At 38.9% G+C, this 17,989-nt stretch carries 13 protein-coding genes; 8 read left to right on the plus strand and 5 right to left on the minus strand.

Translation table 11 applies throughout. The features are described 5' to 3' along the window. Positions 1–71: 71 nt before the first annotated feature. On the minus strand, positions 72–734 hold the full coding sequence (mnmD, locus tag LQ227_RS19400; RefSeq protein ID WP_230150615.1) for a tRNA (5-methylaminomethyl-2-thiouridine)(34)-methyltransferase MnmD: 663 nt from the start codon (positions 732–734) through the stop codon (positions 72–74). A 412-nt stretch (positions 735–1,146) separates the two neighbouring features. On the opposite strand from mnmD, the gene LQ227_RS19405 reads away from it, so the two are divergent. After that, on the plus strand, positions 1,147–1,485 hold the full coding sequence (locus LQ227_RS19405) for an MmcQ/YjbR family DNA-binding protein (RefSeq protein ID WP_029279813.1): 339 nt from the start codon (positions 1,147–1,149) through the stop codon (positions 1,483–1,485). Between the two features lie 49 nt (positions 1,486–1,534). Here LQ227_RS19405 and LQ227_RS19410 read toward each other — a convergent pair whose 3' ends face one another. The 3 genes from LQ227_RS19410 to LQ227_RS19420 all read right to left on the minus strand — a co-directional run bounded on the left by LQ227_RS19410 (position 1,535) and on the right by LQ227_RS19420 (position 5,254). Further along, positions 1,535–1,999, minus strand: a complete 465-nt coding sequence (locus tag LQ227_RS19410) for a DinB family protein (protein ID WP_230144852.1) — start codon at positions 1,997–1,999, stop codon at positions 1,535–1,537. 22 nt (positions 2,000–2,021) lie between these two features. Further along, a complete protein-coding gene (locus tag LQ227_RS19415) occupies positions 2,022–2,834 on the minus strand; it encodes a DUF2625 domain-containing protein (protein ID WP_230144853.1) in 813 nt (270 codons plus the stop codon). Between the two features lie 386 nt (positions 2,835–3,220). Next, on the minus strand, positions 3,221–5,254 hold the full coding sequence (locus LQ227_RS19420; RefSeq protein WP_230150618.1) for a M13 family metallopeptidase: 2,034 nt from the start codon (positions 5,252–5,254) through the stop codon (positions 3,221–3,223). A gap of 347 nt (positions 5,255–5,601) precedes the next feature. On the opposite strand from LQ227_RS19420, the gene LQ227_RS19425 reads away from it, so the two are divergent. From LQ227_RS19425 to LQ227_RS19455, 7 genes are all read left to right on the plus strand, one after another. Beyond that, positions 5,602–7,587: a heavy metal translocating P-type ATPase gene (locus LQ227_RS19425; protein ID WP_371824750.1), complete on the plus strand. Its 1,986-nt coding sequence runs from the start codon at positions 5,602–5,604 to the stop codon at positions 7,585–7,587. Between the two features lie 188 nt (positions 7,588–7,775). Next, on the plus strand, positions 7,776–8,411 hold the full coding sequence (locus tag LQ227_RS19430; protein ID WP_230144855.1) for a Uma2 family endonuclease: 636 nt from the start codon (positions 7,776–7,778) through the stop codon (positions 8,409–8,411). A 247-nt stretch (positions 8,412–8,658) separates the two neighbouring features. Beyond that, entirely contained in the window at positions 8,659–11,349 is a 2,691-nt protein-coding gene (locus LQ227_RS19435; protein ID WP_230144856.1) for a valine--tRNA ligase, read from the plus strand. A 55-nt stretch (positions 11,350–11,404) separates the two neighbouring features. Beyond that, entirely contained in the window at positions 11,405–12,088 is a 684-nt protein-coding gene (locus tag LQ227_RS19440) for a hypothetical protein (RefSeq protein ID WP_230144857.1), read from the plus strand. A gap of 283 nt (positions 12,089–12,371) precedes the next feature. Next, positions 12,372–13,727: a Gfo/Idh/MocA family protein gene (locus LQ227_RS19445; RefSeq protein ID WP_230144858.1), complete on the plus strand. Its 1,356-nt coding sequence runs from the start codon at positions 12,372–12,374 to the stop codon at positions 13,725–13,727. A 98-nt stretch (positions 13,728–13,825) separates the two neighbouring features. Then, on the plus strand, positions 13,826–15,190 hold the full coding sequence (locus LQ227_RS19450) for a DUF1080 domain-containing protein (protein WP_230144859.1): 1,365 nt from the start codon (positions 13,826–13,828) through the stop codon (positions 15,188–15,190). Further along, the gene (locus LQ227_RS19455; RefSeq protein WP_230150619.1) at positions 15,191–16,384 is read left to right on the plus strand and encodes a Gfo/Idh/MocA family protein; all 1,194 of its coding nucleotides are present in this window, start codon (positions 15,191–15,193) and stop codon (positions 16,382–16,384) included. A 1,122-nt stretch (positions 16,385–17,506) separates the two neighbouring features. Here LQ227_RS19455 and LQ227_RS19460 read toward each other — a convergent pair. Further along, positions 17,507–17,965 carry a type I restriction enzyme HsdR N-terminal domain-containing protein gene (locus LQ227_RS19460; protein ID WP_230144861.1) on the minus strand — a complete coding sequence of 153 codons (459 nt, stop codon included), beginning with the start codon at positions 17,963–17,965 and terminating at the stop codon, positions 17,507–17,509. Positions 17,966–17,989 lie beyond the last annotated feature (24 nt).

Consider the following 17,989-nt stretch of genomic DNA (forward strand, 5'->3'; position numbering starts at 1 on the left):
TTATCCGACGGCTATCGGATGCGAGGCTGGACAAGGGCGTGCCGAACCTTATGCCCTCAACCTTTTAACCTTCAACCTTTGGTGGCCCTAAGCATTTCCCTTTTCCCTGGAGCGCCAGGTAATTTTTCGATGGTAAATCCGCAGGCTTTAACGGCTCTTTTCAGCTTTCCGGTAATGGCGTAGGTTACAAAAACTCCGCCTGGTTTTAAGAAACTGCAGGCATGTGCAATAATTTCATCACTCCACATTTCGGGTTGGTGCTGCACAGAAAAGGCATCATAATAAATCACATCAAATTTTTGGTCGCTCTGGTATTCGGCCAATGTAGTATGCGGAATTTCTAAGGTGCAAAGCGAAGTTAATTTTTGAGGTGTTTTTAACGCTTCAGGGTAATTTGATATAAAATCGGCCCATATTATTTCGGGAACATATGCAGCGTAACCTGTTTGCTCAATTACTGCTGTAGTGAGCGGAAAGGCTTCGATACTGGTATAGTTAAGTTTAATGTTATTTGCAGCACAATATTCGAAACTTAAAATAAAGTTCAGTCCCGTGCCGAAACCAACTTCCAAAATGGAAAGTTCAGTTAAATTAGTTGAAGCGAATTTTAATCCTGCATCAATAAATACGTGTCTGCTTTCCTGTAATGCGCCATGTTTACTGTGGTAATGTTCGCCTATAGTTTCATTGTAAAGTGTATTCGAACCATCAGCAGTAGGCGTTATAATGTTCATGAGCTAGGATTTTAAGGATTGTTGGATTTAAAGATTATGATGCAAATATAGATATAGGATTAATGTGATTTTTGGATTTCAAGATCATGATGTAAATATAGATACAGGATTAATATGATTCTTGGATTTCAAGATCGTAGTGCAAATATAGATATAGGATTAATATGATTTTTGGATTTCAGGATCATGGTGTAGACATGAATGCAGCATTTAAACGATTTCTGGATTTAGGGATAAATTAGCCAGAGATAGGAGGTGAAGTTAAACCGCTTTAGTCCTTAGTTTTTTAGTTTTAGTCTTCGTACCCCGACTTCTGAATTTTCTCTTTGTCCTTTCAGCTTTAATCTTTTGTTCTTAGCTTTGGTCTTACCCTAAACCCTAAACCCTAAACCCTAAACCCTAAACCCTAAAAATGGATATTGAATCTTTCAGAGAATATTGTTTGAATTTACCTGGTACAACCGAGGGAATGAAATGGGGCCATTTGTGCTTCATGATTGAAGAAAAAATGTATTTCATTATCGCTATTGATGAAGATAACAGTTTCTCTATAAAGTGTGATCCCGAAGAGTTTGATGCATTAACGGCCAGAGATGGCATACAACAGGCACACCATATGGCTAAACGACAATGGATCCGTGTTGATAATCTGGAGGTGTTTAACGAAACAGAACTGAAAAAAAGGGTGGCCGATTCGAGGGCGATGGTTTTAGCTAAATTACCTAAAAAAACACAGGCAAAGTACGCTTAAGTTCTGCCATAGAAGCATTAAAGCAGCGGATATCTTCAATGTAAGATTTTTATACAAGTTTCTTTAAGGCCATGATGTAGCCGATGTGCATACCCTCGTGGAAAGGGATAAAGTTTATTGCATCTTCTATTGAGTTTAATTTCATGCCATAACGTTTATCCCAAGGGTCGAATTTTAGAAAAATATCACTCGAATAATCAGATGCTAAACGATCCATACTGTTTAAGAGTGCGTCGAAAATAGAATTGATCTCTTCCTGTCCAATAAACTTTTCAGGCTTTGTTCCGCTTAAAAAAGGGCTGAAATATTTTTCCTCAACAGTTATCTCAAGTCCAGATCTTATATAACACATGTTTTGTTGCGTTGCAGTTAAATGCGCAATATTCCAGATAATATTATTGTTAAAACCTGTAGGGATTTTATTTAACTGTTCAGTGCTCAAATCTTTTACCAGTTCCAATATGAAAGCCCTGGTATTTTTAATCTGGGTGATGGTGGCAAGTGTATTAGGCATTAATTATTTTATAGACAGTAACTTACTGCTCGTTTTTGGTTTCTTCTTTGGTTTCTTTCTTTTGTGTATCATCTTTTTTTATGCCTTTATCTGCATTCAGTTCTTTCGACTTCATGATATTAAAACGGTACATGTCTTCAATGCCTACCAGTTTTCTGGTACACTTTTCAATATCTGTTCCTTCTTGCCATAAATATGGACGGAAACTATAAGTCTTGGTGCCATCTAAATTCGCAATAAACTGGCTCCAATTGCTCCATCGCAAACCTTTGTAAAATTTAGAAAGATCACTATCAAAACAGAAAACAAGAAATTCTCCATATCCCGCACCAAGTGGTTGCCAGGTTAAGGTATTTGGTTCTAGGTAATACACGTTTTTAATGTCTTTACCCAAGCCACCATAATTAATGGCAAAGAAACCACCTACAGCGTCATCAGCAATTAATAGGTAGGGAATGTTATCGCCATATTCTTTTATGGTTTTTCCTTTGTTCCATTCGGCAATATTTCGGCTTAATCTTTCGCTGCCCGAACCTAAAATTCTAATCCAGCCATTATCAACCATAATGCCTCCGGTATTGTAAATTACCGAACCAAGTGTAGCATAGGTAGTCATTTGCGAGTGATATAAAACTTCTTTTGCTTTTGCAGAATCAACTGGCAAAATCTCCACCTTATTTTTGGCAGAATCGATCCACTTTTTTACCAACGGCCAGGCCGGATCGGTTTTATTTACCAGTGCTTCGAGACTGATTAACTTATTCTCTTGAGCAAAGGTTATTGAAGAGAATAAAGTTAAACTTAGGATAAGAATTGTTTTGAATGCGCTTCTCATGAAATAGGGGCTTATGTTTTTCCAAAGATAGAATGATAATTAAGAATTGTTGAAAGGAGATTGATTAATTTTTTGAATTGGAAGAAATATTGAGCTTGGTTTAATTGTTGGTTTGTGGAGACACAAACCAAGGAGTGTGAGCAATCGTGCAGTCGGATGGTAACATCCAACTAATTTATTCAATATCTACAAAGAATTGATTAATTCGGTGAATTGAATTGATAATTTCAGCCAGTGTCAGATGGCTACATCTGATACCACGCTAATAAAACAAAACGCCCCAATGAAATCGGGGCGCTTGTAATATAGGGATGATAAATAATTGATTTTAAACTATTGAGTGGAAAAACCTTACACCTTCTGCCTTCCAGCCCTCCACCTTAAAACTACCACATTCTAATTCTGTCTTCTGGCTTTTTATATAATTTATCGCCAGGTTTAACATCAAAAGCATTGTACCATGCATCCATATTTACAGGTGCACCGATAGTACGGTACGGGCCTGGCGAATGTGGGTCGGTTTTAATTAGCTGAGCGGCACTTTCTGGTAAAATATTACCTCTCCACACCTGCGCCCAGGCAAGGAAGAAACGCTGATCTGGTGTAAAACCATCAATTTTCTCATTGCTTTGACCTTGTTTAGTCATTTTAAAAGCAGTATAAGCCGCGTTTAAGCCCCCTAAATCGCCTATGTTTTCGCCCATAGTCAATTTACCGATTACATGAACCGTATCCAATACGGTATAGCCATCAAACTGCTCACCTAAAGCTTTTGTTTTAGCATCAAATTTAGCTTTGTCTTCAGCTGTCCACCAGTTTTTTAAATTACCAGCAGCATCGTACTGACTTCCGCTGTCATCAAAACCATGGCTCATTTCGTGACCGATTACCGCACCGATACCTCCATAGTTAACGGCATCATCGGCATTTGGATCGAAGAAAGGAAACTGTAAAATACCTGCAGGGAAAACAATTTCGTTCAGGGTAGGGCTGTAGTAAGCATTAACTGTTGGAGGAGTCATACCAAAACGTTTGCGATCTACAGGTTTACCTAACTGACCAACCATTTCATTGTAACCCCAAACGCTTGCATTACGTAAGTTTTGGAAGTAGGTATCTTTATTAATTACTAAACCATCGTAGTTTTTCCATTTTTCCGGATAACCCACTTTTGGTGTAAATGCATTGAGCTTAGCCAAAGCTTTTTGTTTGGTTTCAGGACTCATCCACTCTAAACCATTGATTCTGATTTCGAATGCTTTCCGCAAATTCACAATCATCTGGTTCATGCGTTCTTTAGCTTCTGGCTTAAAATACTTGGCTACATAAAGCTGGCCTAGTAATTCGCCAATAGTGCCATCAGTTAAAGATGACATCCTTTGCCAACGTGGTGTTTGTACTTTCTGGCCAGTTTGTGCCTGTGTGAAAGCGAAACTTGCCTTAACAAATGGAGAACTTAAACTAGAGGCAGAACCTTTTAAAATGTTCCACTCCAGATAAGTTTGCCAATCTGTAACCGGAACCGATTTCAACATCCCGTCCAGGCTTGCCATAAATTTAGGCGATGAAACCAGAACAGTATCTTGATTTTTGATTTTGAATTTAGGTAAATAGGTTGTCCAGTTAATGTCTGGCGTTTTTTTGTTCAGTTCTGCAACAGTAAGTTTGTTGTAGGTGGCGTAAGGATCACGCATTTCTAAACGGCTCATCTGCGCTTCGGCAAATTGCTTTTCAATTTTATAAACGATTGCTGCTTTTTGTTTTGCTTCTTCAGGGGTACTTCCTGTTAAGGTAAATAGCGTAACCATATAGGTGTTGTAAGCCTCGCGGATTTTAACACTGCGGGTATCATCTTTCAGATAATAATCACGATCGGGAAGTGTTGTGCCACCCTGACCAATATTCACCATATACTTGTTTACATTCTTGCGGTCTTGACCAACACCCAGGCCGAACATTCCACCGCCCAAACCATTGGTTCGCATGTAAGCCACCTGATCGAGCACACCTTGAATGGTTTTAATCTGTTTGATTTTCTCTAAATCGGCTTTTATTGGCATATAGCCTAGTTTTTCTATGGTTGCACTATCCATGGCAGCCGTATAAAAATCGCCAACTCTACGCTTGACCGAACCTGCAGGAGCAGATTTATCAGCAGCTGCATCTTCTACTAAAGATTTAACAGCATTGATGTTGAAATCGCGAAGTTCGTTAAATGAACCCCAACGCGTTTCTTTAGCAGGAACAGGATTGTTTTTTATCCACGTGCCACTTGCGTAGGTGTAGAAATCGTCGCCTGGCTTAACGGAAAGATCCATGTTAGCAGGGTCGATAAATTTTTTGGTTTGTGCATTTGCAGAAAAGCCTGCAGCGACTATACCTAGCGCCGCAAAACATCTTTTCAAATTTTGGTATTTCATTCGCTTAATAAGTTAGTAATTATGCGAAATTTATGAAATACTAATTAATACTGGTGTTATATATTAAGAATATTACTTGTTAAACCAGTAGTAAATTTTTGCTAAACCAAGTCGCCTGATAAGTTCGGACGCTGAAAAAGAAATTTTAATAGATTTCATGATTTTAAATCTTTTATACACTATTAACATTTTTTAACAGAATTTATTGTGCGCTTGTAAAAATTATTGCTATCAAGAACGATTCAGGATAAAGCATTTTATTTTCCATAAATTTGAAAACGGTTATCTAAACCTGCGAGGTTTTATCGATAATAAATAAAAATGATGTTTAGCATACAATAGATATAATGAGCCACTCACACGATAAAGAAGATAGCTGTTGCAGCAGTAAAGTACATTCCACTCCAAAACATAACCACGATCATGCACACGAAGAAGGCGACGAACACGACCACGACCATGGTGGAGATCCGTCGGCCTTTCAAACTTATCTGCCAGCCATTGTAACATTGGTTATGCTGCTGATCGGAATTGCATTTGATAATCTATTTACAGTTCCTGCATTTCAGATCATCAGGCCTTATTGGTATGTAGTAGCTTATTTACCTGTGGGTATTCCGGTTTTACGTGAGGTTTGGGAAACTTTTAAAGCCAAAGATTTCTTTACCGAATTCTCTTTAATGTCTATCGCTACTATTGGTGCGTTTGCCATTGGCGAATATCCGGAAGGCGTAACGGTAATGCTTTTTTATACCATTGGCGAGTTGTTTCAAATGGCTGCAGTAAACCGTGCCAAAAGGAATATTAAAGCATTGCTCGATGTTCGCGCAGATGTAGCACATGTATTCCGTAATGAGAAATACGAAGATGTTAATCCTGAAAAGGTAGAAATTGGCGAAATGATACAAGTAAAGGCTGGTGAGAAAATCCCCCTGGATGGAGAACTGGTCAGCGATAAAAGCAGTTTTAATACCGCTGCTTTAACGGGCGAAAGTAAACCGCGTACAATTATTAAGGGCGAATCGATTTTGGCGGGGATGCTTAATCTCGATAAAGTAATCGAAGTAAAAGTAACCAAGGCTTTTGCCGATAGTACATTGTCGCGCATTTTGGAAATGGTTCAGAATGCCACTACACGTAAAGCTAAAACCGAGCTCTTTATCCGCAAGTTTGCTAAAATATATACACCAATTGTTTTCTTTTTAGCCCTTGCGCTGGTTACTGTCCCGATCTTTGTTTTAGGAAGCGAATATCATTTCCAAACCTGGTTGTATCGTTCACTGGTTTTCCTGGTAATATCTTGCCCTTGTGCACTGGTGATTTCTATTCCATTAGGATACTTTGGAGGCATTGGTGCTGCATCGGCAAATGGAATTCTTTTTAAAGGCTCTAACTTCCTCGATTTAATTACCAAGCTGAATACTGTTGTAATGGATAAGACTGGAACCCTGACAAAAGGTGTTTTTAAGGTTCAGAAAGTAGAAAGTAGTATCGATGAAGCAACATTTTTGAATTTATTAACTGCTGTTGAAGCAAAATCAACCCATCCAATTGCCAAGGCCATTGTAGAATACGCAGGCCAGAAAGAAATTCATCCAGCCGAAAATATTGAGGAAATTGCTGGAATGGGCTTAAAGGGATCTGTAAATGGCAAAGCGGTTTTGGCAGGGAACACAAGGCTTTTAGAGAAATTTAATATTGCCTTTGATGTCAAGATTACAGCTATTGAAGAAAGTATTGTGGTTGTTGCCGTTGACGAAAAATATGTAGGGTATGTTTTAATTGCCGATGAAATAAAAGAAGACGCCGCAGAGGCCATCAAGCAGCTCCACGAAAATGGAATAAAACAGGTCGTGATGCTGAGCGGTGATAAAACTTCAATTGTTAAAAAAGTAGCAACAGGTTTAGGTATTGATGCTTACTTTGGTGATTTATTACCTGAAGATAAAGTAGACAGGCTTGAAGAAATTAAAAGTGACAGAAGCAAGGTAGTGGCTTTTGTTGGCGATGGAATAAATGATACGCCTGTATTGGCCATTAGCGACATTGGTATTGCCATGGGGGCAATGGGGAGCGATGCTGCTATTGAAACAGCCGATGTAGTTATCCAAACCGATCAGCCTTCTAAAATTGCAACTGCTATTAAAATCGGAAAGGCAACCAAAAAGGTGGTGATCCAGAATATAGTATTGGCATTCGCGGTAAAAGCATTGGTTTTAATCTTAGGTGCAGGTGGTATTGCCACCATGTGGGAAGCCGTTTTTGCCGATGTTGGCGTTGCACTTTTGGCCATTTTAAATGCGGTGAGGATACAGAAAATGAAGTTTCCTTAGTTGGTTAATTGTTTAAATTGGTTAGTAGGTTAACTGAACTTGGAGTAGCGACTTTAGATTAAAATATTGATTTACGCTTCATTAGTCCAATGATAACTGCCAATTGCCAACTGAAAACTTCTTGATAGTAAGCAAGATATGTTGAGAAATAGAAAGGCAGAATACTATAAAAATTAGTATATTCGTTTATGTCTAAGCCTATTCCATATCCGGTTTTAAACGATGATGAACCCGTAAGGCAATTCAATGAACTTGATGCGTCATTAACTTATAGCTACTCTAATTATTTAAACTGGCTTTTTCCTGAAAGAGTAGAACTGATTAAAGGTAAAATCTTTAAAATGAGTCCTGCACCTTCAAGGGTACATCAGGAAGTTTCTATCAATTTATTAAATCCTATAGTCAATTTTTTAAAGGGTAAACCCTGCAAAGTTTATTCAGCTCCATTTGATGTCCGTTTTCCAAAAGAAAGTAAAGCTGATAAGGATGTATATACGGTATTACAGCCCGATATTTGTGTTGTTTGTGATAAAAGCAAACTAGATGCCCGCGGTTGTATTGGTGCTCCCGATCTTGTTATAGAAATTTTATCTCCTGGCAATACCAAAATGGAATTGCTTAATAAATACCGCGTTTACGAAGAATTTGGTGTTAAAGAATATTGGGTGGTTAGCCAAAGCGATCAAAGCATCCTCATTTACACCCTTAATGATTCGGGCAAATTTCAGCCTTCCAAAATATTTACCCATAGCGAAAAAATCACTTCATCGGTACTACCAGGTTTTGAATTGGAATTAGATGATGTTTTTGATGATATCGATTAACTTATTTTTTCGCTTTTGATTTTTGGATAATACCATTTGGATCAGCATTAAAGAGTATAATGGCGGTTAATACGCCTATGAGCACAAAATTAAATGGTATGCAGCACTTGCTTTCCAAAAAATAAACCCCGTCCTACGGACACCCTTCTAAAAGAGGGGAATAATTAAACGCATAAGGATACGTTTCGGCTTACGCTGCTTTGGTCTTTCAGCTTAATTAGCTATTTTTGGACTTTTAATATCATTCATGAGCATATCCACCAAGTACAATCCTGCAGAAACAGAAGATAAATGGTATAGCTATTGGCTATCGAAGAAATTTTTCCACTCCGAACCCGATGAACGCGAACCTTACACCATCGTCATTCCGCCTCCAAACGTCACCGGTGTGCTGCACATGGGGCATATGCTTAACAATACCATTCAGGATGTTTTAATTCGTAAAGCCCGTATGCAAGGTAAAAATGCATGTTGGGTACCTGGAACCGACCATGCCTCTATTGCTACTGAAGCAAAAGTTGTGGCGATGTTGAAGGAGCAGGGGATTAATAAAAAAGATCTTTCACGGGAAGAATTTTTGAAGTATGCCTGGGAATGGAAAGAGAAATACGGCGGCATTATTTTAGAACAGTTAAAGAAACTGGGTGCAAGTTGCGATTGGGACCGTACCCGTTTTACGATGGAAGAAGATCTTTCTGAAGCGGTGATCGATTCATTTATCCACTTGTACAAAAAAGGCTGGATTTACCGTGGTATCCGTATGGTAAATTGGGATCCAGCCGGTAAAACTGCGGTTTCTGACGAAGAAGTAATCCGTAAGGAAGTAAATCAAAAACTATATTATATTAGATATACCATTGTAGGCAATACGACTTCGGACTCCGGACTTCAGACTCCTGACTATCTTGTTGTAGCTACAACCCGTCCGGAAACGATTATGGCCGATGCAGCAATCTGTATCAACCCGAACGACGAGCGTTTTACACATTTAAAAGGTAAAAAGGTTTTTGTGCCTTTGATTAATCATGAAATTCCGGTTATTGAGGATGAGTACGTTGATATTGAGTTTGGTACAGGTTGTTTAAAGGTTACACCAGCGCACGATCTGAATGATTATGAGTTGGGGGTTAAGCACAATTTACCAGTTACAGATATCTTAAACGATGACGGAACTTTAAATGAATTAGCGGTTATTTTAGTGGGCGAAGACAGGTTTGTTGCCCGTAAAAAAATCGCCAAAATGCTGGAAGAAGCTGGGCATTTGGACAAAGTTGAAGATTATAAATCGCAGGTTGGTTTTTCTGAACGTACAGATGCCGCTATCGAACCAAAACTTTCCATGCAATGGTTTGTGAAGATGAAAGAAATGGCACAACCAGCTTTGGATGATGTATTAAATGGAGAAGTAAACCTGATTCCAAATAAATTTGAAAATACGTACCGCCATTGGATGGAGAATGTCCGCGATTGGAACATTAGTCGCCAGCTGTGGTGGGGACAGCGGATCCCGGCCTGGTACGATGATAAAGGAAATTGGGTGGTTGCCAAAACTAAAGATGAAGCATTAGAAGAATTCTGGAAGAAAAAACATTTGGATGAAAGCTGTTCAGAAACAGAAAAAGCTGGATTCAAACATCAGTTAGAGCCGTTTCTAAGACAGGACGACGATGTGATGGATACCTGGTTTTCGTCATGGTTATGGCCGATTTCAGTTTTCGATGGCTTTAAAAATCCTGAAAATAAAGACATCAATTATTATTATCCAACCAACGATCTGGTTACGGCGCCTGAAATTTTATTCTTCTGGGTGGCCCGTATGATTATGGCTGGACATGAGTTTATGGGTAAAAAACCATTTACAAATGTATACTTAACAGGTATTGTACGCGATAAATTAGGTCGTAAAATGTCTAAATCGTTGGGTAACTCACCTGATCCAATTGGATTGATCGAAAAATATGGTGCCGATGCGGTACGTGTGGGGATGTTAATGTCGTCACCTGCCGGAAACGATTTAATGTTCGATGAAAGTTATTGCGAACAGGGGCGTAATTTCGCCAGCAAAATCTGGAATGCTTTCCGTTTGGTAAAAGGATGGGAAGTTGACGAAAACTTAGCAAACCCAAATACCCAGGCCATATCCTGGTTCGAAAACCGCTTTAACGAAGCTTTGGTAGAAATTGAAGCTAACTTTAAACAATACCGCCTTTCAGAAGCATTAATGATCACTTACAAACTGGTTTGGGATGATTTCTGTGCCTGGTACTTAGAAATGGTTAAGCCAGCTTATCAGCAACCGATTGATGCGGAGAGTTTTAAAGCTACAGTCGGTTTCTTCGAAAATATCATCAAATTATTGCACCCGAACATGCCTTTCTTAACTGAAGAGCTGTGGCATGACGATCTGTTTGCCGAACGTGGAGAAATGGACTGTTGTATTGTTGCCGAATTCCCGAAAGGCGGGGCTTTTGATGTGCAATTATTGAAAGATGCGGAGGTAATTAAAACCGTGGTAGCCGAAATTAGAAATGTAAGGAACCAGAAGCAAATTTCTCCTAAAGAAGCTTTGCCTTTAAGTATCAAAATAAATTCTGATCTTGATTATGAAAAATGGTTGAATATTGTTTTCAAATTGGCCAATGTATTAGAAGCCGAAATTGTAAACGACAAAATTGTTGGCGCAACTGCTTTTATGGCGGGCAAAGATGAATTTTTCATCCCGCTGACCGAAAATATTGATGTGGAAGCAGAACGTGAGCGTTTAAATGCCGATTTAGCATATTTACAGGGCTTTTTAAAGTCGGTAGATGCTAAATTGAGCAACGAACGCTTTGTACAGAATGCAAAACCGGAAATTATTGCAAACGAGCGGAATAAAAAAGCCGACGCTGAAGCTAAAATCAAAATTATTGAAGAAAGCTTAGCGGTTTTAGGATAATAACCGTAACAGATCTATAAGGCTTTAAAAGCCTTGTAGGTCTTTAATTAAAAATATGATGTGCTCTCGAAATTTATTATGCATCTTTTCCTGCCTGTTATTATTTATTGTTTCCTGTAAAAAAGAAAGCGATAAGGAAGAAGAACTGAAATATCCGATTTCCTTAAATTATAAATCTTATAGTAGGGGGAAAATGAGGATGTGGACCAGAGATGGTGAAGTTTTGGACCAACCGAAAATTGCTAATTTCGCGGGAAATGCCTTTGTTAATTCTTTTGATGCAGATTTTTATCAGATAAAATTTACCAAACCCGATTCTGCTGAAATTAGATATCCAGGCGCATTAGAAGGATTTTGGACTTATAAAGTAAAAGATTCTGCAAATATTGATTTTAAGGGAGATGTTCATCTATTTCCTGGGAATGTGTTCGGAAACCAGGCATCACTAGACCGGTCTTTTTTAATATATAGAACGAGTATTTATACCCAGCCTGTGAGGGTAATCAGTCAGCCAACATCAATGCCTTCCGTTATTTACAGGGCAGATTTAGGATTTAAAGCTACTGGGAACAAAAAGGCCCTTACTATCCCTGGTTATCTTTATAAATTGCGCTTGTATAATAGAGCTGCCCTTTCTAGCGGTCATCTGTTTGGCGATTTCAATGATCGTTTCTTAAATGAGCTACAAGACCGTGATACTTTGCTTATTCAAACAACAACGAATAACTGGAGGCTATAAAAGCCCTTCAGTTAATTTTTTAATATTCCGGTAAGTTACCTGAATAAATTATTTCAAACGTTTTCCTACATATTTATAAAAGTATGCTATTCACTTAAATAATGGTTTTCTGGCCATTTATTTAAGGTTAATATGATTGTAAGCCATTATTTCAAGATAAGGTTTCAAAAATATTACTTTCGAATATTTAAGGTTTGTTTTTATTAACCATATTTTAGATTTTGTTAAAACGATCTGTCAGATCGTACACTATTTAAGCGTTAATCTAACCTAATATCCTCAAATGGAAAATTCCAGAAGAAAATTTATTAAGCAATCGGCAATATTTGCTGCAGCAACCTATGCAGGTGCCATGGGCATGAGCGCCAAAAGTTATGGACGTATCATCGGTGCAAATGATAGGGTACGCGTGGGCGTTGTTGGATTTTCTGATCGCTTTAAAGACACCCTTTTGCCTTGTTTCCTGAACCACAACAAGGAACTCAATTTCGATATCGTTGGTCTTTCTGATTTATGGAACTACCGGAGAGATTTAGGAATTGCCCATTTAAAAGCAAAGTTTGGTCACGATATTAAAGCCTGCCGTAACAACGATGAGCTTTATGCCACAAAAGATCTTGATGCGGTGATTATCAGTACCGCCGATTTTCAGCATGCACTTCACACCATCGAGGCCGTAAAAGCCAGCTGTGATGCTTATGTAGAAAAACCCTTTGCCGAAACCATGGACGATGCCAAAGCTGCATTTAAAGCCGTTAAAGCAAGTAAACAGATTGTACAGATTGGTTCGCAAAGAAGGAGTGGAGAGAATTATACCAATGCAGCAAAATTTATTCAGGATGGAAAATTTGGGCCGATAACTGCTGTAGATTTAGTATGGAATGTAAACCAGCCAGGCCGATGGCGCAGACCAGATTTAGTAGCCAAATTAAAAGAAGAAGATATCGATTGGAAAAGATTCTTATTGAACCGACCAAACGAAGCCTTCGATCCAAGAAAATATTTAGAATACCGCTTGTTCTGGCCATATTCTTCAGGTATGCCAGGGCAATGGATGTCGCACCAGATTGATACCGTACATTGGTTTACTAATTTAAAACATCCGCGAAGTGTAGTGGCAAACGGAGGTATTTACACCTGGAAAGATGGCCGTAGAAACTGGGATTCGATGGTTGCCGTATTCGATTATGGTCAGCCCGATACAACAGATGGTTTCCAGGTTACTTTTACCTCAAGAATGCAGAATAGTGTAGGCGATGTGGGCGAGGTTTACTATTCTAACGGTGGCGAGCTGAATTTAATCACCAATAAAGTATCGCCAAAAGGTGGTTTAAAGGAGAGAGAGGCTGCAGCCATGGGCTTAAAAGCCAATCTTTTGCCTGAATTTGATTTAAGTAAAACTGAAATTAAAGCGGCTACAGGAGCCAATATGGGTGGCGATGCGTTAACCTCTGGACATATGCGCAACTGGATGGAATGTGTGCGTAGCCGTAAAACACCAAATGCGCCCGTTGAAGCTGGTTATTCACACTCTATTGCCAATATCATGACCAATGCTGCGGTACGAACAGGTGCAAAAGCAATTTTCGATGAAAGCAGACAAGAAGTACTCGCAAACGGAAAAGTATTTAAATATTAATCACAGCATATCGTTATTACGAGGAATGAAGAAGTCTACTTAAAAAAAAAGATTGCTTCGTCATTCTTCCTCACAATGACAGCAAGACAAAACCAATCATGTTAAATTTTAAAAAGTATAGTATTCTAGCCCTTTCGCTAATCAGTTTATCAGCCGCTGCCCAAAAAGCAAAACCATTATTTGATGGTAAAACCTTAACCGGTTGGAAAGCAGTTGCAGGAGCCGCGCCATACAAAGTTGAAGACGGAATGATTATCGGAACGATGACCAAAGGAACACCAAATTCATTCTTAATCACTGAAAAAGAATATGGCGACTTCATTTTAGAACTCGATGTGAAGCTGGAAGGTGAAACCACCAACTCCGGCGTACAAACACGCAGTCATATTAAACCAGAAGGAAACAACGGTAAAGGATTGGTTTTTGGCAGGCAGGTAGAAATAGACCCTACACCAAGGGCATGGACAGGTGGGATTTACGACGAGGCCAGAAGATTATGGCTATATCCTTTAGAACTTAACCCATCGGCAAAATCACTGTATAAAAAGAATGAGTTTAACCATTACAAAATAGAATGTATTGGTAACGAAACCAAAACCTGGGTAAATGGAACACCTGTTGCCTACGTGATCGATACTTTGGATAAATCAGGATTTATCGGTTTGCAGGTTCATGGCATTGGCAATAACCTCGATAATGATGGCAAGAAAGTTTATTTCAAAAACATTAACATTCAAACAGCCGGCTTAAAAGCCAAAGCTTTTCCAAAAGGAATTTATACGGTTAATTTAACACCCAATACCTTATCTGCTTACGAAAAATCGGAAGGTTATAAACTTTTGTTCGATGGTAAAAGCAATGCAGGTTGGGTTGGTGCTTATAAAACTACTTTTCCTGCCAAAGGATGGAAGATTGCCGATGGCATTATCAGTGTAGAGCCATCGGGTGGTGCAGAATCGACCAACGGCGGCGATATTGTAACCAAGGATGAATATGCCGCTTTTGATTTGTCGTTCGAGTTTAAGCTTACCCCAGGTGCCAACAGTGGCGTAAAATATTTTGTTACCCTGAGCGAAAAAAATACAGGTTCTGCTATTGGTCTAGAGTATCAGGTTTTAGATGATGTTTTACATCCAGATGCAAAATTAGGTAGAGATGGAAACAGAACTTTAGCTTCGTTATACGATTTAATGACTTCGAAAAAAGAAGCGCGTTATTTACGCCCAATTGGAAGCTGGAACAATGGCCGTTTGGTGGTGTATCCAAATAACAAAGTAGAGCATTATTTAAATGGCGTTAAAGTTTTAGAATATACCCGCGGCTCTGAAGAATTTAAAAAACTGGTTGCCATTAGTAAATATAAAGACTGGAAAAACTTTGGTGAAGCACCAAAAGGACATATCCTCCTTCAGGATCATGGTAACAAAGTAGATTTCAGGACGATTAAAATTAAAACATTATAGATGCAGCGCAGATCGTTTGTTAAAACATCAGCTTTGTTAGGCTCTGGTTTACTTTTGGGTAACCAGGGCTTTGCTAATTTAGTGGCTGATGAAGTTATTAATGTGGCAATGATTGGTTGTGGCGATCGTGGCAAAGGTGTTTTGTCGGTAATTAAATCAATGCCTGCAAAGTATAAAATTAAAGCCTATTGCGATTTACTCGATTTTAGGCTTAAGGAAACCGAAAAGTATGTTCCTGCAGATGCAAAGGCCATAAAAGATTATCACAAAGTTTTAGACGATAAAACAATCAACGCGGTTTTTATTGCCACACCTTTAAGTGAACATTTCAGAATTGCCAAAGATGCAGTACTGGCTGGCAAACATGTGTATGTAGAAAAAACCATGACATACAATATTGCCCAGGCACTCGAACTTAAAAAACTGGTGAAACAATATCCCAATCAGGTTTTTCAGGTGGGTTATCAGTACCGTTATTCGCCTTTGTATTTTAAGGTGAAGGATATGATCCAAAGTGGTTATTTGGGCAAGGTTAGCCAGATCGATTGCCGTTGGGACCGTAATGGCAACTGGCGTAGGGCAGTGCCAGATCCGGCTTTAGAACGTAAGATCAACTGGCGGATGTATAAAGAGTATTCTGGCGGATTAGCCGCCGAACTTTTATCGCACCAGATTGATTTTATCAATTGGGCTTTCGAAACGCAGCCTGATGAAATTATGGGATCTGGTGGGATAGATGTATTTAAAGACGGGCGCGAAACCTACGATAATATTCAGGCTATTCTCCGTTATAACGAAAAAGGCATGATCGGCAATTTTGGAGCTACTTGCGGCAATGCGCATGATGGTTACCTGTTTAAGATTAAGGGTACCAAAGGTTCAGTTTCTTTGCTTACCAATACCGGCTTGTTTTATCCTGAAGAAAGTGCTAAAAAAAAATTAGGTATTGTTGATGGCGTAACTGGGGCCACAAAAATTGTGGTAAATAAAGATGGTGGAATCCCGATTTTGGATAAAGCCACCATTGATGGTACAAATTATGCCTTGGATGAATTTTATAAATCGATAACAACCAAGAAAGAACCAGCATCAAATATCAATACCGGAACGCAAGCGGCTATTTGTGTGGCCATGTGTAACGAGGCCATTTATAGCGGGAATAAACAGGTTTGGAAGACGGAATATAGTGTTTAGGTAATCTGTCATCTGCACAAAATCGTCATTGCGAGAGGGCTTTTTCAGCCGACGAAGCAATCTAAAAGATAGATTAATAGCGATCGTTGTAAGATTGCTTCGTCGTTCCTCCTCGCGATTGACGGAAAATGAAAGGATTTTTAATGCTCCTAATTTTTTTTGGAAAGCAATTGCAGTAGATCTTTTTAAAGTTAGCCCTGCTTTCTGCTACAATCTTTTTTGCCCTTCGACTACGCTCGGGGTGACAAAAAAGGATTTTCGCGTCAATCAGGTTTAAAATCGGAAGGTTTTTGCTACTATTGAAGATTGCATAGCATGATTCAGAAAACGCAATTAAAGTGATTGTTACCTTAAGGATCAGTTTTTGAAAAAAAACGCGGTGGGATGACAGGTTAAGATAAATCGTCATTTCGACCGCAGTGGAGAAATCTTTGAACTATGTTTGTTGAATAGTTCAAAGATTTCTCCATTTCGCTGCGCTTCAGTCGAAATGACGACCGATTTCTACAATCTGTCAATTATAGATATGAAGGACCTTTCTATTGGTTGGTGTCACACCGACCAAGAAGATAATTATTCTACTTTCATTTTATTATGGAAAGCAATTGCAGTGGATCTTTTTAACCTCCGTCCTGCTTTTTGCTCCAATCTTTTTTGCCCTTCGACTACGCTACCATTGACAGAATCCATCAGTACGGTCGTCATTCTCGCGCAGGCGGGAACCACGGAGTGCTCAGCGAAGCTAATCTTAAAGCGCTTGCATTACGATTATTCATAAGCTTTCCTTTTATTTAGAGGCATTCATGAGCACTACGTGGTTCCCAATCAAGTTGTTCCAAAGGAACTCCCTTGGAGGGAATGACGATTCCTCGCAGCCTATGATTTGCAAAAAAAAACTGTCATTAATATTGATTTTTATACAATAGATTAACCCTTAGGGTGACAAAAAAAGATTTTTCTATTGGTTGGTGTCACACCGACCAAGAAGAACTGTGATTCTACTTTCGTTTTGTGGATGCCGATTAAGTTTCGGTCGGTGGGACACCAACCGATAGATGGATAACATTATTTAAAACTGGAGTAATTCTATTCTGTGATTTTCCGTGTTTCCGTGGCAAAAAGCTACAGCCCCAAATATTCAGGCATTTCCTGTACGAAGTTAAACTTACCTTTTTCAAGGTCCATCTTCGCATAAACATGTTGCAAACCATTGGTTAGCACAATCCATTTGGCTTGGTGTATAGAATTGTATCGTGATGCCTGATCGAAAACCGATTGCGTAATCTTTACTTTGGGTGCCTTACATTCAATTAACATCAGCTTTTCGCCAGCCGTATTATACACTAAAATGTCACTCCGCTTTTGTAATTGGTTTAGCACCAAACCACCTTCAATCTGGATCAACGTGCGTGGGAATTTCTTTTCCAAAATCAGGTTCTGTATAAAATGCTGACGGACCCATTCCTCAGGTGTAAGTACGAGGTGCTTTTTCCTCAACTCATCGAAAATAAAAACCAGATCATCTTTTTGGGTAATTTTAAATGGATAGGGCGGTAGGTTAAGCGGAGTAGGGGTAAACATTTTCTCAGTTGGTGGTTATCAGTT

The organism is Pedobacter sp. Bi27, assembly GCF_918698255.1.
In the GTDB taxonomy this organism is placed as follows: domain Bacteria; phylum Bacteroidota; class Bacteroidia; order Sphingobacteriales; family Sphingobacteriaceae; genus Pedobacter.

What these genes read in the sequence shown, in the direction of transcription:
- mnmD (WP_230150615.1), bottom strand. Translation starts at nt 734, where the DNA reads ATGAACATTATAACGCCTACTGCTGATGGTTCGAATACACTTTACAAT.
- LQ227_RS19405 (WP_029279813.1), top strand. Translation starts at nt 1,147, where the DNA reads ATGGATATTGAATCTTTCAGAGAATATTGTTTGAATTTACCTGGTACA.
- LQ227_RS19410 (WP_230144852.1), bottom strand. Translation starts at nt 1,999, where the DNA reads ATGCCTAATACACTTGCCACCATCACCCAGATTAAAAATACCAGGGCT.
- LQ227_RS19415 (WP_230144853.1), bottom strand. Translation starts at nt 2,834, where the DNA reads ATGAGAAGCGCATTCAAAACAATTCTTATCCTAAGTTTAACTTTATTC.
- LQ227_RS19420 (WP_230150618.1), bottom strand. Translation starts at nt 5,254, where the DNA reads ATGAAATACCAAAATTTGAAAAGATGTTTTGCGGCGCTAGGTATAGTC.
- LQ227_RS19425 (WP_371824750.1), top strand. Translation starts at nt 5,602, where the DNA reads ATGAGCCACTCACACGATAAAGAAGATAGCTGTTGCAGCAGTAAAGTA.
- LQ227_RS19430 (WP_230144855.1), top strand. Translation starts at nt 7,776, where the DNA reads ATGTCTAAGCCTATTCCATATCCGGTTTTAAACGATGATGAACCCGTA.
- LQ227_RS19435 (WP_230144856.1), top strand. Translation starts at nt 8,659, where the DNA reads ATGAGCATATCCACCAAGTACAATCCTGCAGAAACAGAAGATAAATGG.
- LQ227_RS19440 (WP_230144857.1), top strand. Translation starts at nt 11,405, where the DNA reads ATGATGTGCTCTCGAAATTTATTATGCATCTTTTCCTGCCTGTTATTA.
- LQ227_RS19445 (WP_230144858.1), top strand. Translation starts at nt 12,372, where the DNA reads ATGGAAAATTCCAGAAGAAAATTTATTAAGCAATCGGCAATATTTGCT.
- LQ227_RS19450 (WP_230144859.1), top strand. Translation starts at nt 13,826, where the DNA reads ATGTTAAATTTTAAAAAGTATAGTATTCTAGCCCTTTCGCTAATCAGT.
- LQ227_RS19455 (WP_230150619.1), top strand. Translation starts at nt 15,191, where the DNA reads ATGCAGCGCAGATCGTTTGTTAAAACATCAGCTTTGTTAGGCTCTGGT.
- LQ227_RS19460 (WP_230144861.1), bottom strand. Translation starts at nt 17,965, where the DNA reads ATGTTTACCCCTACTCCGCTTAACCTACCGCCCTATCCATTTAAAATT.